13 protein-coding genes are annotated in these 12,994 nt (G+C 69.0%); 8 read left to right on the forward strand and 5 right to left on the reverse strand.

What is annotated here, in order from left to right; translation table 11 throughout:
* Positions 1-13 precede the first annotated feature (13 nt).
* Both ABQE89_RS08235 and ABQE89_RS08240 read right to left on the reverse strand, forming a co-directional pair.
* Positions 14-1,537 carry a 1,4-alpha-glucan branching protein domain-containing protein gene (locus tag ABQE89_RS08235; RefSeq protein ID WP_448415811.1) on the reverse strand — a complete coding sequence of 508 codons (1,524 nt, stop codon included), beginning with the start codon at positions 1,535-1,537 and terminating at the stop codon, positions 14-16.
* Positions 1,534-2,334 (reverse strand): class I SAM-dependent methyltransferase, encoded by an 801-nt coding sequence (locus ABQE89_RS08240; RefSeq protein WP_448415812.1) that lies wholly within the window; start codon positions 2,332-2,334, stop codon positions 1,534-1,536. The genes ABQE89_RS08235 and ABQE89_RS08240 overlap by 4 nt, the downstream gene beginning before the upstream one ends.
* A gap of 196 nt (positions 2,335-2,530) precedes the next feature.
* Between ABQE89_RS08240 and ABQE89_RS08245 the strand changes: the two genes are divergently transcribed.
* The 6 genes from ABQE89_RS08245 (at position 2,531) to mnmA (ending at position 8,271) form a co-directional block, all read left to right on the forward strand.
* Positions 2,531-3,331, forward strand: coding sequence for an electron transfer flavoprotein subunit beta/FixA family protein (locus ABQE89_RS08245; RefSeq protein WP_448415813.1), 801 nt, complete (start codon positions 2,531-2,533; stop codon positions 3,329-3,331).
* Positions 3,332-3,369: 38 nt separating this feature from the next.
* Positions 3,370-4,326: an electron transfer flavoprotein subunit alpha/FixB family protein gene (locus ABQE89_RS08250; RefSeq protein ID WP_448415814.1), complete on the forward strand. Its 957-nt coding sequence runs from the start codon at positions 3,370-3,372 to the stop codon at positions 4,324-4,326.
* A 151-nt stretch (positions 4,327-4,477) separates the two neighbouring features.
* On the forward strand, positions 4,478-5,221 hold the full coding sequence (locus ABQE89_RS08255) for an SDR family oxidoreductase (protein ID WP_448415815.1): 744 nt from the start codon (positions 4,478-4,480) through the stop codon (positions 5,219-5,221).
* Positions 5,218-5,880, forward strand: a complete 663-nt coding sequence (locus ABQE89_RS08260; protein WP_448415816.1) for a nitroreductase — start codon at positions 5,218-5,220, stop codon at positions 5,878-5,880. The genes ABQE89_RS08255 and ABQE89_RS08260 overlap by 4 nt, the downstream gene beginning before the upstream one ends.
* A gap of 127 nt (positions 5,881-6,007) precedes the next feature.
* The gene (locus tag ABQE89_RS08265; protein ID WP_448415817.1) at positions 6,008-7,204 is read left to right on the forward strand and encodes a cysteine desulfurase family protein; all 1,197 of its coding nucleotides are present in this window, start codon (positions 6,008-6,010) and stop codon (positions 7,202-7,204) included.
* Entirely contained in the window at positions 7,204-8,271 is a 1,068-nt protein-coding gene (gene mnmA / locus ABQE89_RS08270; protein ID WP_448415818.1) for a tRNA 2-thiouridine(34) synthase MnmA, read from the forward strand. The genes ABQE89_RS08265 and mnmA overlap by 1 nt, the downstream gene beginning before the upstream one ends.
* 10 nt (positions 8,272-8,281) lie before the next feature.
* Here the strand turns inward: mnmA and ABQE89_RS08275 are convergent, their stop codons facing one another.
* A complete protein-coding gene (locus ABQE89_RS08275; protein WP_448415819.1) occupies positions 8,282-8,926 on the reverse strand; it encodes a sensor domain-containing protein in 645 nt (214 codons plus the stop codon).
* Between the two features lie 56 nt (positions 8,927-8,982).
* Between ABQE89_RS08275 and ABQE89_RS08280 the strand changes: the two genes are divergently transcribed.
* Positions 8,983-9,993, forward strand: coding sequence for a methionine synthase (locus tag ABQE89_RS08280; RefSeq protein WP_448415820.1), 1,011 nt, complete (start codon positions 8,983-8,985; stop codon positions 9,991-9,993).
* A gap of 110 nt (positions 9,994-10,103) precedes the next feature.
* Complete coding sequence (locus tag ABQE89_RS08285; RefSeq protein WP_448415821.1) at positions 10,104-10,898, forward strand: hypothetical protein; 795 nt, start codon at positions 10,104-10,106, stop codon at positions 10,896-10,898.
* On the opposite strand, the gene ABQE89_RS08290 is transcribed toward ABQE89_RS08285, so the two are convergent.
* On the reverse strand, positions 10,884-12,515 hold the full coding sequence (locus ABQE89_RS08290; protein ID WP_448415822.1) for a 4-coumarate--CoA ligase family protein: 1,632 nt from the start codon (positions 12,513-12,515) through the stop codon (positions 10,884-10,886). The two genes, ABQE89_RS08285 and ABQE89_RS08290, sit on opposite strands and share 15 nt — an antisense overlap.
* A gap of 34 nt (positions 12,516-12,549) precedes the next feature.
* A complete protein-coding gene (locus ABQE89_RS08295) occupies positions 12,550-12,951 on the reverse strand; it encodes an MmcQ/YjbR family DNA-binding protein (RefSeq protein ID WP_448415823.1) in 402 nt (133 codons plus the stop codon).
* Positions 12,952-12,994: the final 43 nt, after the last annotated feature.

A 12,994-nucleotide genomic window follows, 5' to 3' on the forward strand; every position in this document is an offset into this window, starting at 1 on the left:
CGGGGCGGGGGCGTCATCGGGGCAACCTTCGTGCGTCCAGGGCGCCGAACAGTCCGTCGGCGCGATTCCAACCCTCGGCAAGCCGCTGCGCCTGCTCGGCGCGGCCCGAGGCCACGGCGTCGGCGATCTCGCGGGTCGCATGCGCGTGCAGATGCGCACGGTAGCGCGCGTAATCGGCGGCGGTGTCCTTGCTGACCATGAACGGCCAGTCGCTGGACACCGTCAGCAGCGTCTCGCGCAGGATCTGGTCGGCGACGAGGTTGCGCGCGGGCGGCGTGTCCGTCTCGCCCAGCGCCTTGTCCACCGTCGAGAGCGCGGTGTCGACGACCTCGTTGTTCAAGTGCACCAGGTCGGCGACCTGCTCACCGGCCCACACCTGCCAGTCCTTACCCGAACCCCAAGAGCTGGGCGGTAATTCGACCGAGGCGCCGATGTAGCCGTCGGCCACCGCATCGGAGAGCGTGCCGAGGCGGACACCGGCTTCGGGCAGCGCGCGAAGCACCCGGGCCAGCCACACCGGACCCTCATACCACCAGTGCCCGAACAACTCGGTGTCGAATGCCGCGATCACGTGTGCGGGTCTGCCGATTCGCGCGCTCTCGCTGACCAGGCGGCGCCTGACCACGTCGACGAAGTCGGCGACGTGCGCGTCGACCGCACGGTCGGCGCGCTGGGGGTCGTAGGGGGCCTTGGCATCCGAGGCCACATTGCGGCCGGTGACGCGCGCGGGCTTGAGCCCGGTGGTGTGGTCATAGGTGTGGAAGTCGCGGTAGGCGGAGTGGCCGGGATAGCCCGACTTCGGCGACCACACCCGGTAGCTGACCTGCAGGTCGCGACCGAACGCGATGACGTCCGACGAGGTCACCGGGCGCCCCAGTGCGGTGTCGCCGTGCAGCGACGGCCCGTCGACCATGAAGTGCCCGACACCGGCTGCGGCATAGTCGAATTCCATCCCGGGCGCGTATGCGCATTCTGGCGCCCAGATGCCCGCGGGGGTGTGGCCGAAGCGCTGGCCGGCGTCGGCCAGGCCTTCGCGCAGGGCGAACTCCCGCAGCCGCGGGTTCAGTAGCGGTTGGAACGGGTGGGCCAACGGCCCGCCGAGCAATTCGATCGTGCCGGCGTCGACGAGTTCACGCAGCAGCGGGCCGCCGCCGTGCGCCCACAGCGCCGCGAAGTCGTCGATGGCCCGCTCGGCCTCTTCGCACTCGCGAATACCGAACTGGCGCAACGGGTCACCGAGGGTGGTGGCCTCCAGGGCCCGCAACTGCCAATTGGCCAGCCAGTGGTGCATGCCGGTCAGGCAGTACGGGTCGTCGAGTTGGGCCGTCAGCACCGGTGTCATGCCCAGGGTCAACACGTGGCGGCGGTCCTCGGCGGCAAGCGCGCGAAGAACCCGCATCAGCGGGATGTACGCCGCCGACCAGGATTGATAGAGCCATTCCTCGCCGACCGGCCACCGGCCGTGGTGGGCGAGCCACGGCAGGTGGGTGTGCAGGACGAGCGTGAACTGCCCGGGAACGGGTTCGGTGAAGGTCACGGCCGCACCGCAATCGCCACCAGATCCAGGCTTTCGTCGATGTCGCGATCGGCCGCGTCGATCAGGTCGAAGTCGTCGATGCTGACCGACGCGACGTCGGCGAGCAGGTCGGCGGGCCAGGTTTGGTCGGCCAGGGCGCGGGCGATCTGGGCGTCGATCAGCGAGCCGCCGTGGCGTTCGTCGAGTTCGGCCAACCGCGGGCCGTGGAACACCCCCAACATCGTCTCGACGCAAAATCCTGCGGTGGTGAGCAATTCAGTCAGCTCGGTGGCGTTGAGCTCGCGGGTGTGGAACGGGTTGACTGGGGTGTCGCGGCCGGGGGAGAAGGTGATCCGGTTCGGTGTCGACATCATCAACTGGCCATCCGGTCGCAGCACGCGGAAGCATTCTTCGACGAATTGTGGCTGGTCCCAGAGGTGTTCGATGACCTGAAAGTTCACCACCGCATCGACGGCACCGTCCTCGAGCGGAAGTTCGGCCAGGTTTCCATGGCGCATCTCGATTCGCGGATACCGGGCGCGGACGTGGGCAACCGTCGCTTCGTCATAATCCAGCCCGATCACGTGGCGCGCCACGTCGGCGATCAGGTCGGCGCCGTACCCCTCGCCGCAACCGGCTTCCAGCACCGCGCGATCCGCGCAGCGGTCGGCCAGCCGCCGGTAGACGACTTCGTGGCGACGGAACCAGTAGTTCTCCTCCGCCAGTCCCGGAACCGTGCGTTCCCCGGTGAGGGGCAGATCCGGCGTGGTGGCAGCCCGGGGCCCCTCGCCGGCCGTCCCGGTTACGAATGCGCTCATCGCAAGGCAGGCTAACCCGGATCGGCCCGCCCGCGAACGGTTCATGGCCTACGTGCTGCTAGAACGCGAACTTCGACCCGCTATTGTGTTCCTGCGAACCACCATAGTTACCGGTCAGTAACATGGTGCTAGTTGCTTCAAGCGTGGTAGTGCAGGCCGGCCGCCCCGGCCTCTTCAAGGAGGACGAACCAGACTCATGACGAACATCGTGGTCCTGATCAAACAGGTCCCAGACACATGGTCGGAGCGCAAGCTCAACGAGGGTGACTTCACCCTCGACAGGGAGGCCGCCGACGCCGTGCTCGACGAGATCAACGAGCGCGCCGTCGAGGAGGCGCTCCTGATCAAGGAGAAAGAAGCCGCCAACGGCGTCGAGGGCACTGTGACGGTTCTCACAGCAGGTCCCGAGCGCGCGACCGAGGCGATCCGCAAGGCCCTCTCGATGGGCGCGGACAAGGCCGTACACCTGGTCGACGAGGGCATGCACGGCTCCGACATGGTGCAGACCGGTTGGGCCCTGGCCCGTGCGCTGGGCACCGTCGAGGGCACCGAACTGGTCATCGCCGGCAACGAATCCACCGACGGGGTGGGCGCCGCGGTGCCCGCGATCATCGCCGAGTACCTCGGCCTGCCCCAACTCACCCACCTGCGCAAGGTGTCGGTCGAGGACGGCAAGGTCACCGGCGAGCGCGAGACCGACGACGGCGTGTTCACCGTCGAGGCGCCGCTGCCCGCGGTGATCAGCGTGAACGAGAAGATCAACGAACCGCGTTTCCCCTCCTTCAAGGGCATCATGGCCGCCAAGAAGAAGGAAGTGACGACGCTGACGCTGGCCGAGATCGGCGTGGAGGCCGACGAGGTCGGTGTCGCCAACGCGGGCTCGCGTGTGCTGTCGTCGACCCCTAAGCCGCCGAAGACCGCGGGCGAGAAGGTCACCGACGAAGGTGACGGCGGTACCAAGATCGCCGAGTACCTGGTCGCTCAAAAAATTATCTAGCAGACATTCCTCCAGTACTTGAGAAACGAGACATAGCAATGGCTGAAGTACTTGTGCTCGTCGAGCACGCAGAAGGTGCACCCAAGAAGGTCACCGCCGAACTGATCACCGCCGCCCGGGTGCTGGGCGAACCGTCCGCCGTCGTGGTGGGTAAGCCCGGCACGGCCGAGCCCCTGATCGACGGACTGAAGGCGGCAGGCGCCGCCAAGATCTATGTGGCCGAGTCCGACGACGCGGAAAACTATCTGGTCACACCGTTCGTCGACGTGTTGGCGTCGCTCGCCGAGTCGGCCAGCCCCGCCGGTGTGCTGCTGGCGGCCTCCGCCGACGGCAAGGAGATCGGGGGCCGGTTGGCCGCCCGGCTCGGCTCGGGCATCCTCACCGACGTCGTCGAGGTCAAGGACGGCGCCAAGGGTGTGCACTCGATCTTCGGTGGCGCGTTCACCGTCGAGGCCGAGGTCACCGGCGAACTGCCCATCTTCACCGTCCGTCCGGGCGCCGTCGAGGCCGCGCCGGCCGACGGTGCCGGCGAGGTGGTCAACGTCGAGGGGCCGGCCCAGGCCGAGAATGCGACGAAGATCACCAGCCGCGAGCCCGCGGTGGCCGGTGACCGTCCGGAGCTCACCGAGGCCAGCGTCGTCGTCTCCGGCGGCCGTGGCGTCGGCAGCGCCGAGAACTTCTCGGTGGTCGAGGAACTGGCCGATGCGCTCGGTGGCGCGGTGGGCGCCTCGCGTGCGGCGGTCGACTCCGGCTACTACCCGGGCCAGTTCCAGGTGGGCCAGACCGGCAAGACCGTGTCCCCGCAGCTCTACATCGCGCTGGGCATCTCCGGTGCCATCCAGCACCGTGCGGGCATGCAGACGTCCAAGACGATCATCGCGGTGAACAAGGACGAGGAGGCGCCGATCTTCGAGATCGCCGACCTGGGCATCGTCGGTGACCTGTTCAAGGTCACACCGCAGCTCACCGAGGCGGTCAAGGCTCGCAAGGGCTGATCGTCAGCACGCACACCACGGAAACGCCCCGACGACCGTCGGGGCGTTTTCACATTCCGCGGTCGGTGATCACCGACTACGGATTTTCAAGGGTTCCGACGGCCGGCACCGGGTGCCACTGTGGTCGTGAACCAACGAAAGGGTGTTGACGATGAAGATCACAGTGTTCGGCGCTACCGGTCTGATCGGCTCGCAGGTGGCCCCGCGACTCACAGCGGCCGGCCACACCGTGGTTGCGGCCGTGCGCGACACCGGGGTGGACGTCCTCACCGGCGAAGGCCTGGCCGAGGCCCTGTCGGGCGCCGACGTGCTCATCGATCTGACCAACTCGCCGTCCTTCGCCGACGACGCGGTGCTCGAGTTCTTCACCACCTCGACCACCAACCTGGTCAAGGCGGCGACCGCGGCGGGAGTGGGCCACTACGTGGCGTTGTCGATCGTCGGCGCCGACGCCCTGCCGCAAAGCGGCTACATGCGTGCCAAAGTCGCTCAGGAGTCCATCATCGGGGACTCCGGCCTGCCCTACACCGTCGTGCGAGCCACCCAGTTCCACGAGTTCGCCGAATCCATCACCGAATCACTGACGGTCGATGGTGAGGTGCGCGCCCCCGACGGCCTGATCCAGCCGATCGCCGCCGAGGAGGTCGCCGCCGCGGTGGCGCAAGCCGCCCAGGAGCCCGCCCGCAACGGCCACATCGACATCGGCGGACCGGACAAGATCTCCTTCGCCGACCTCGCGACCACGGTGCTGCGGGCCAAGGGCGAGGACCGGCCGGTCGTCGTCACCTCGGACGCCACGTACTTCGGCACCCCGGTCGACGATTCCAGCCTGGTCACCGGGGGCGACGCGACGATCGCGTCGATCCGGTTCACCGACTGGCTCGCCCGTCGATGACCCGCGCCGGCAGCGACCTGAGCCGGGTTGTCGCCGAGCGCCGATCCATCCGGAAGTTCCTGCGCCACAAGCCCGTGCCGCGCGAGCTGCTCGACGAGGCGCTCGCGCTGGCGATGCGTGCGCCGTCGAACTCGAACATCCAGCCCTGGCGACTGATCTTGGCCACCGGGGCACGCCGGGACCGGCTGGCCGGGGCCTTGTCGGCGCGGGCGGCACAGGGGTTTCCGCAGACGATGGGTCTGCCGGAGAGCTTCGCGCCGTGGCGGCGCGAACTGGGCGCCCTGCTCTACGGTGCGATGGGAGTCGCGCGCGACGACCTCGAGGCGCGCCGCACCGCCCCGCTGCGCAACTGGGAGTTCTTCGGCGCACCGGTCGCCGGGGTGGTGTGTATGCATCGTGAGCTGGGGCTCGTCGACAGCCTCGGGGTCGGAATGTTCTTGCAGACGCTGGTCCTGGCGCTGACCGAACGCGGGTTGGGGGCGTGCGTCCAGGTCTCCATCGCCCACTTCCCGGACGTGTTGCACGAGCAGTTGGACATCCCCGACGAGCTCCGGCCGCTCTGCGGCCTGTCGATCGGGTACGCAGACTCCACCTTCGCGGCCAACCATCTGAGCATCCCGCGCAATGCGGTCGAGGAGAACGTGGTATTTCTCGGCTGAGGCCCGCAAACGGAGCCCGCGGAGCCGCCGTGCGGGGCGGGCGGCCGAAGCGTCTGCAACGGCATGTGCCGGCCGCCTGACCGCGCGATCAGGGGCGCCGACGGTCGGTGGCTAGAATTGAACGGTTATGGCCTCCCCGGAGTCGGTCTATCTCGATCACGCTGCCACCACCCCGATGCACCCCGCTGCTCTCGAGGCGATGACGGCGGTGCTGGCGACGGTCGGTAACGCGTCGTCGCTGCACGGAACGGGCCGGGTGGCCCGCCGCCGGATGGAGGAGGCACGCGAGGCGCTGGCCAAGCTGCTGGGCGCGCGGCCGTCGGAGGTGGTGTTCACCGCCGGCGGCACCGAGAGCGACAACCTCGCGGTCAAGGGCATCTACTGGGCCCGGCGAGACGCTCATCCGCGCTGTCGGCGCATCGTCACCACGCCGGTCGAACACCACGCGATCCTGGACTCGGTGCAGTGGCTCGCCGAACACGAGGGCGCCGAAGTCACCTGGCTGCCCGTCGAACCCGACGGTTCGGTGACCGCCGGCGCGCTGCGAGCGGCTCTGGAGGAACACGACGACGTCGCGCTGGTGACCGTGATGTGGGCCAACAACGAGGTGGGCACGATCATGCCGATCGCCGAATTGGCCGCGATCGCCGCGGAATTCGACGTGCCGATGCACAGCGACGCGGTGCAGGCCGTCGGCCAGGTCCCCGTCGACTTCGCCGCGAGCGGCCTGGCGGCGATGAGTGTCACCGCGCACAAGTTCGGTGGTCCCACCGGTGTGGGCGCGTTGCTGCTGCGCCGTGACACCGAGTGCGTGTCGCTGTTGCACGGTGGTGGCCAGGAACGGGACGTGCGTTCGGGCACACCGGATGTCGCCGGCGCCGTCGCGATGGCCGCCGCCGCGCAGGTGGCGGTCGGTGGGTTGGAAGCGCACAGCGCTCGGGTGCAGAAGCTGCGTGACCGGCTGATCGACGGAGTGTTGTCCGGGATCAAGGACGTGCATCTCAACGGGGCGAGAGGGACCGGTCGGCTGCCCGGCAACTCGCACTTCACCTTTCGTGGCTGCGAAGGCGATTCGCTATTGATGTTGTTGGACGCCAAGGGAATCGAGTGCTCGACCGGCTCAGCCTGCACCGCGGGCGTGGCGCAGCCGTCGCATGTGCTCACCGCGATGGGGGCCGACCCGGTCAGTGCGCGCGGTTCACTGAGGTTTTCGCTCGGTCACACCAGCACCGAATCCGACGTGGATGCCGCGCTCGCCGTGCTGCCCGGCGCGGTGGAAAGGGCGCGGCAGGCGGCGTTGGCCAGTTCGGGGGTCGTCGACTGATGCGGGTGCTCGTGGCGATGAGCGGCGGTGTGGACTCCTCGGTCGCCGCCGCGCGGATGGTCGATGCCGGACACGACGTCGTCGGCGTGCACCTCGCGCTCTCGTCGGCGCCGGGAACACTGCGGACCGGATCGAGGGGGTGCTGTTCGAAGGAGGACGCCGGCGATGCCCGACGCGTCGCCGATGTGCTCGACATCCCCTTCTACGTCTGGGATTTCGCCGACCGGTTCAAGCAGGACGTGATCGACGACTTCGTATCCTCCTACGCCCGCGGCGAGACCCCGAACCCGTGTGTGAGGTGCAACGAGCGAATCAAGTTCTCCGCCTTGGCGGCTCGCGCGCTGGCGTTGGGTTTCGACGCGGTGGCCACCGGTCATTACGCACGGCTGTCGGGCGGCCGGCTGCGTCGCGCCGTCGACGCCGACAAGGACCAGTCCTACGTGCTGGCGGTGTTGACCGCCCAACAGCTTCGGCACGCGGTGTTTCCGATCGGTGACACGCCCAAACCGCAGATCCGCCAGGAGGCGGCGCGCCGGGGTCTCACCGTGGCCGACAAGCCCGACAGTCACGACATCTGCTTCATCCCCTCCGGTGACACCAGGGCGTTTCTCGGCTCGCGGATCGGGGTGCGTCGCGGTGCGGTCGTCGACACCGGCGGCACGGTGCTGGCCGAGCACGACGGCGTACACGGCTTCACCATCGGACAACGCAAGGGGCTGGGCATCGCGGGGCCGGGCCCCGGCGGCGGGCCGCGCTATGTCACCGGCATCGACGCCGAGAACGGCACCGTGCGCGTCGGTGACGCCACCGACCTCGACGTGTGGACGCTGACCGGTGAGCGGCCGATCTTCACCTCCGGTGTGGCGCCCACTTCTCCGGTGGAGTGCCAGGTACAGGTCCGCGCGCACGGTGGCATCGCCGACGCCGTGGCCGAGGTGCGTGACGGTCGGCTGGTCGTCGACCTGCGTGCGCCGCTGCGCGGGGTGGCGCCGGGCCAGACGATGGCGTTGTACCGGCCCGACCCCGATGGCGACGAGGTGCTGGGCAGCGCGACCATCAGCCGCTGACAATCCCCGGTCAGTCGGGCACGTTGGCCAGGATGTTGGTCATCACGATGTCTGGCACGGAGCTGGGGAACCGGCACGCGGTGACCTCGGCCAGCACGACGTTCTTCACCCGGTAGTGGCGACCGCAGGCATCCGACGGACGCAACTGCAGGATGTCGGCGCCCGCCGACCAGTCGCCCACGAACATCGGCCCCAGACTTGTTGCCCCACAGTCATCGACGCGGGCCACCAGGTCGTCGAACGCGCGGCGCGCGGTGGCGCGATCGCGGTAAGCCGCCGCGCCCGCCGAGATCAGCCCGCCGCCAGGCGGGTTCTGGTAGGTGGTCTTGTGGAACTCCTCGACGTCGGGACCGAAGGTCTGCGTCTCGGCGAAAAACCATTGGCATTGTCGCGGTGTGGATTCGGTGAGCGGTTGGATGTCGACGGGGGACTTGTTGTCCATGCTCGGTATGACCGTGAGATCCTCGCCGGCCCCGGTGATCGCACGCATCTGATCCTGGTCGAGCATGATGGTCTCGACGTCGATCGGTGAGGCGGAGTCCTCGTCGATGCCCGGTGTCGCCCGCGTCGCGCCGCCGTGAACGGTTTGGGTACAGCCGACGGTCAAAATCGCCGCCGCGCACCACAGGACGACCTGACCGGCCGATACGGGCATGGCGCTCCCTCCACCCTTGCGGATCGAGACTATCCCGATCGAATACTGTCGAACGAGTGAGCGCATTCGCCGCCGCCACCGGCATCGGATCGTGGCCTGGGACGTCGGCACGCGCCGCCGCCGAGGTGATCGTCGGCGAATTGCATTCGTTGCCGCACGTGGTGGAACTGCCCCAGCGCGGGGTCGGTGCGGACATGATCGGCCGATGCGGCGCGCTTCTCGTCGACATCGGCATCGACACCGTGCCGCGCGGCTACCGCATCGCGCCGGGCCGACCCGCGGTGACCCGGCGGGCCGCGAGTTTTCTCGACGAGGATCTCGACGCGCTCGAAGAGGTCTGGGAGAAGGCCGGGCTGTCCGATGCCCAGAGAACCGTCAAGGTGCAGGCGAGCGGACCCATCACGTTGGCCGCTCAGCTGGAACTGCCCGGTGGCCACCGCGCCATCACCGATCACGGCGCGGTCCGCGACCTGGCCGCCTCGCTGGCCGAGGGGGTCGCGCGGCACCGCGCGCAGGTGGCCCGTCGGCTGGGCGCGACCGTGGTGGTGCAGTTCGACGAACCCGTCCTGCCCGCCGCGATGGACGGCCGGTTGACCGGGGTGACCAGCCTGACGCCGGTGCACCCGGTGGAGGAATCGGTGGCCATCGCCCTGCTCGACGATTGTGTGGCCACCGTCGGCGGCGAGGTGATGGTGCACAGCTGCTCGTCGGGCCTGCCGTGGAAAGTACTGCAACGCACCGCGATTCACGCTGTGTCGGTGGACATTTCGGCCCTGGCCGCCGCCGACCTCGACGGTGTCGCGGAGTTCGTCGATTCGGGGCGAACGGTGATGCTCGGTGTGCTGCCTGCGACCCCACCGGAGATCCACCCGTCGGCAGGCGAGGTCGCCGAGGCGGCGGTGGCGATCACCGACCGGCTGGGTTTCGCGCGCTCGACCGCACGCGAGCGGATCGGCGTCGCCCCGGCCTGCGGGCTCGCGGGCGCAGGGCCGACGTGGGCCCGGCGCGCCATCGAGCTCGCCCAAAAGGCCGCCGATGCCCTCGACGAAGATCCGGAGGCGGTCTGACCGGCGACATTGGCGGCGTCCGCGAACTCTGCCGCCAGATGTGGCAATCACATGCAAGAATGGCATCTACGACCACGTCATTAATCCTTGCCCGTCGCAGGAGCGCAATGGTGACCCGAACGAACCCTCGCCTGGTCGCAGGTGTCGGTGTGGTTTCGGCGTTCCTGCTGCTGGGCGGCCCCGCCGTCGCGACGGTGACCGCCGACCCCGGCGGCCCGCGAAACGACCGCGGAAGTTCGGACTCCCGCGGTGGGCCGGATCGCGGCCAGTCGAGGGGCAACGGCCCGAGGACCAACAGCGCAAACCGCGCCGATCGGCGCGACAACGACAACAGTGACAACGGCCGAGTCGTGGGCCCCGGCGCCCAACGCGGCGTCGTGCCGGACAACAACAGTGCCCGCGGTCCGCAGGTGTCACAAGCCCCGCCGGCGCGCGTGGGGTCCGGCCGGGACAGCCAGGAGGTCTTCGCGCCGAGCGTCCCGATCACCAGTGGCGGCTCGGGCGCCAGCGGTGACTCCGGCCCGGGCGAACCCTCCGGTTCAGACCGTCAGACCGGCGCGCAGACCGCCTTCGAACCGCCGCGCGTGACGTTCGGCAACGGACGCTCGCCCAGGATGCCCGAGGCTCGGCCCGAGCCGCGCTGGCAGGCACCAGCGCCGGTGCCCGCGCCGCCGCCGGCACCGCCGCCGGCGCCCCCCGCCGTGCCGCCGCCGCCACCGTCGTGGGTGGAACGGATCTCCTCCCCGCCGGCCATCACCAAGCAGTTCGGCGTCGTTTCGAACGCCGACTGGTCCGACCCGCTGTGGGGTATCGCAGGCCTGCTGCTGATACCGGCCGCCGGCGCCGCGCTCGGGTACCGGCAGGCCCGCGCCGCCCAAGCCGTGGACCGGTTACGACAGGGCTGAGCTGGTGCGCAGGTCCTTGCGCAGGATCTTGCCCGACGCCGACTTCGGGATCGCCTCGATGAACTCGACCTGGCGCACCTTCTTGTACGGGGCCACCTGACCGGCGACGAACGCCATCACCTCGTCCTCGGTCAGATCGGCTCCGGTCTGCTTGACCACGAACGCCTTTGGGATTTCCTCGCCCTCGTCGTCGACCACCCCGACGACCGCGGCGTCGGCGATCGCCGGATTGCTCAAGAGCACCGCTTCGAGTTCGGCCGGTGGCACCTGATAGCCCTTGTACTTGATCAGTTCCTTGAGCCGGTCGACGATGTACACGCAGCCGTTCGAATCGACCTGAGCCAGATCGCCGGTGTGCAACCAGCCGTCGGCGTCGATGGTCTCGCGGGTGGCCTTCTCGTTGTTGAGGTAGCCGGCCATCACGTTGGGCCCCTTGAACCAGAGTTCGCCGGTTTCGCTGAGACCCTGTGCGGGAACGGGGATCACCTCGCCGGTCTCCGGATTGACGATCTTGGACGCCGCATTCGAGATCGTCCACCCCACCGAACTCAACGGTGCGGTGGCGCCCATCTCGTGGGCGCCCGCGTCGAAGGGGGTGATGTGGCTGACGGGGCTCAACTCGCTCATCCCGTAGCCCTGCACCACCCGGCAGCCCAACCGCTCGGCGACGCGGTGGCCGAGGTCGGCGTCCAGCGGCGCCGCACCGGACATGACCACCTGTAGCGACGACAGGTCATAGGAGTCGACCAGCGGATGCTTGGCCAGCGCCACGGCGACGGGCGGGGCGATGAACGCGATCGTGCACTTGTGATCCTGGATGGTGGCCAGGAACTCGGCGAGGTCGAAGCTCGGCATGACGGCCAGCCGGGCGCGGGCGTGCAGCGCGGCGTTGAGCAGCACCGTCATCCCGTAGATGTGGAAGAACGGCAGCACCGCGAGGATCACGTCGTCGGCGACCATGCCGTGCAGGGGCTGGATCTGCGCGACGTTGGCCACCAGGTTGCGATGGGTGAGCATCACCCCCTTGGGGTTGCCCGTCGTGCCGGAACTGTAGGGCAGCACCGCCAGATGCGACGACGGGGCGAAGCTCACCCGCGGGGGCGGGGCGCCCGCGGCCAGCAGGTCGGCGGCGTTGGGGTGACCGGTGGCCGCCTGGCCGTCGCCATCGAGGACGACGAGGTCCGTGTCGGCGAAACCGACTGCGGCCGCAGCCTTTTTGGCCTGTGCCAGCAGCGGGGTCACGGTGATCAGCATCGTGGCCTTCGAGTCGGTCAGCTGCTTGGCGATGTCGTTGGCGGTGAACAGTGCGTTGATGGTGGTGGCCGTGGCGCCCGAGCGCAGGATGCCGTGGAAGGCGACGGCGAACGCCGAACTGTTGGGTGCCAGCAGGCCCACCACGTCCCCGACACCCTTGCCGCGGGCGGCCAGCGCGCCTGCGAAGGAGTCGATGCGGGCAACCATCTCGCGGTAGGTGGTCTGGCGACCCGACTTCGTGTCGACGAGCGCGACCCGGTCGAGGTCGGCTTCGGCATCGGGGTGGGCAAGGCCGCCGAACAGGAACTCGTAGACGCTGGTGGACGGGATGTCGACTTCGGGGAAGGGGCTGGCGAAGCTCATGGCTCCGATCGAACCATGGCCGACGCGTCGACGGTCACGCTTCGTCGAGCTGTCGGACGAGCTTCTTCGGCGCGACCATGCGGTAGGACGCGTCGACGAGTTCGCGCACCTCGTTCCAGTCGATTTCGGCGGCGGTGAGGTCCAGGCCCAGCCAGCCCGACGGGCCCAGGTAGGCCGGGTAGAAGAACCGGGGATCCTGCTCGAGGGCCCTGCGGTCGCTCTCGTCGACCTTGATCAGGATCGAGTGCGGGTACGGCACGTACTGGCCCTTGGTCTGGGTCTTGGCGTTACCGCCGTACATCGCGAACATCTTCGGCGCGCAGAACACCGGTCTGCCCCAGGAGACCTTCTCGAAGGCCTCGGGGAAGCCCAGCGCGATCGTGCGGACCTGCGCCAGTCCGGGGTCGTCGTCGCTGAACATGATCGGGTGCGGCATGGGGTCAGGGTAGCCAACCCGCCTGGTCGCGCGGGCGGCGCAG

The sequence above is a fragment of the Mycolicibacterium sp. XJ1819 genome (assembly GCF_053483675.1).

Excerpts from the sequence above, each read along its gene's own strand:
- ABQE89_RS08240 (WP_448415812.1), bottom strand. The coding sequence starts at position 2,334 with ATGAGCGCATTCGTAACCGGGACGGCCGGCGAGGGGCCCCGGGCTGCC.
- ABQE89_RS08245 (WP_448415813.1), top strand. The coding sequence starts at position 2,531 with ATGACGAACATCGTGGTCCTGATCAAACAGGTCCCAGACACATGGTCG.
- ABQE89_RS08250 (WP_448415814.1), top strand. The coding sequence starts at position 3,370 with ATGGCTGAAGTACTTGTGCTCGTCGAGCACGCAGAAGGTGCACCCAAG.
- ABQE89_RS08255 (WP_448415815.1), top strand. The coding sequence starts at position 4,478 with ATGAAGATCACAGTGTTCGGCGCTACCGGTCTGATCGGCTCGCAGGTG.
- ABQE89_RS08260 (WP_448415816.1), top strand. The coding sequence starts at position 5,218 with ATGACCCGCGCCGGCAGCGACCTGAGCCGGGTTGTCGCCGAGCGCCGA.
- ABQE89_RS08265 (WP_448415817.1), top strand. The coding sequence starts at position 6,008 with ATGGCCTCCCCGGAGTCGGTCTATCTCGATCACGCTGCCACCACCCCG.
- mnmA (WP_448415818.1), top strand. The coding sequence starts at position 7,204 with ATGCGGGTGCTCGTGGCGATGAGCGGCGGTGTGGACTCCTCGGTCGCC.
- ABQE89_RS08275 (WP_448415819.1), bottom strand. The coding sequence starts at position 8,926 with ATGCCCGTATCGGCCGGTCAGGTCGTCCTGTGGTGCGCGGCGGCGATT.
- ABQE89_RS08290 (WP_448415822.1), bottom strand. The coding sequence starts at position 12,515 with ATGAGCTTCGCCAGCCCCTTCCCCGAAGTCGACATCCCGTCCACCAGC.
- ABQE89_RS08295 (WP_448415823.1), bottom strand. The coding sequence starts at position 12,951 with ATGCCGCACCCGATCATGTTCAGCGACGACGACCCCGGACTGGCGCAG.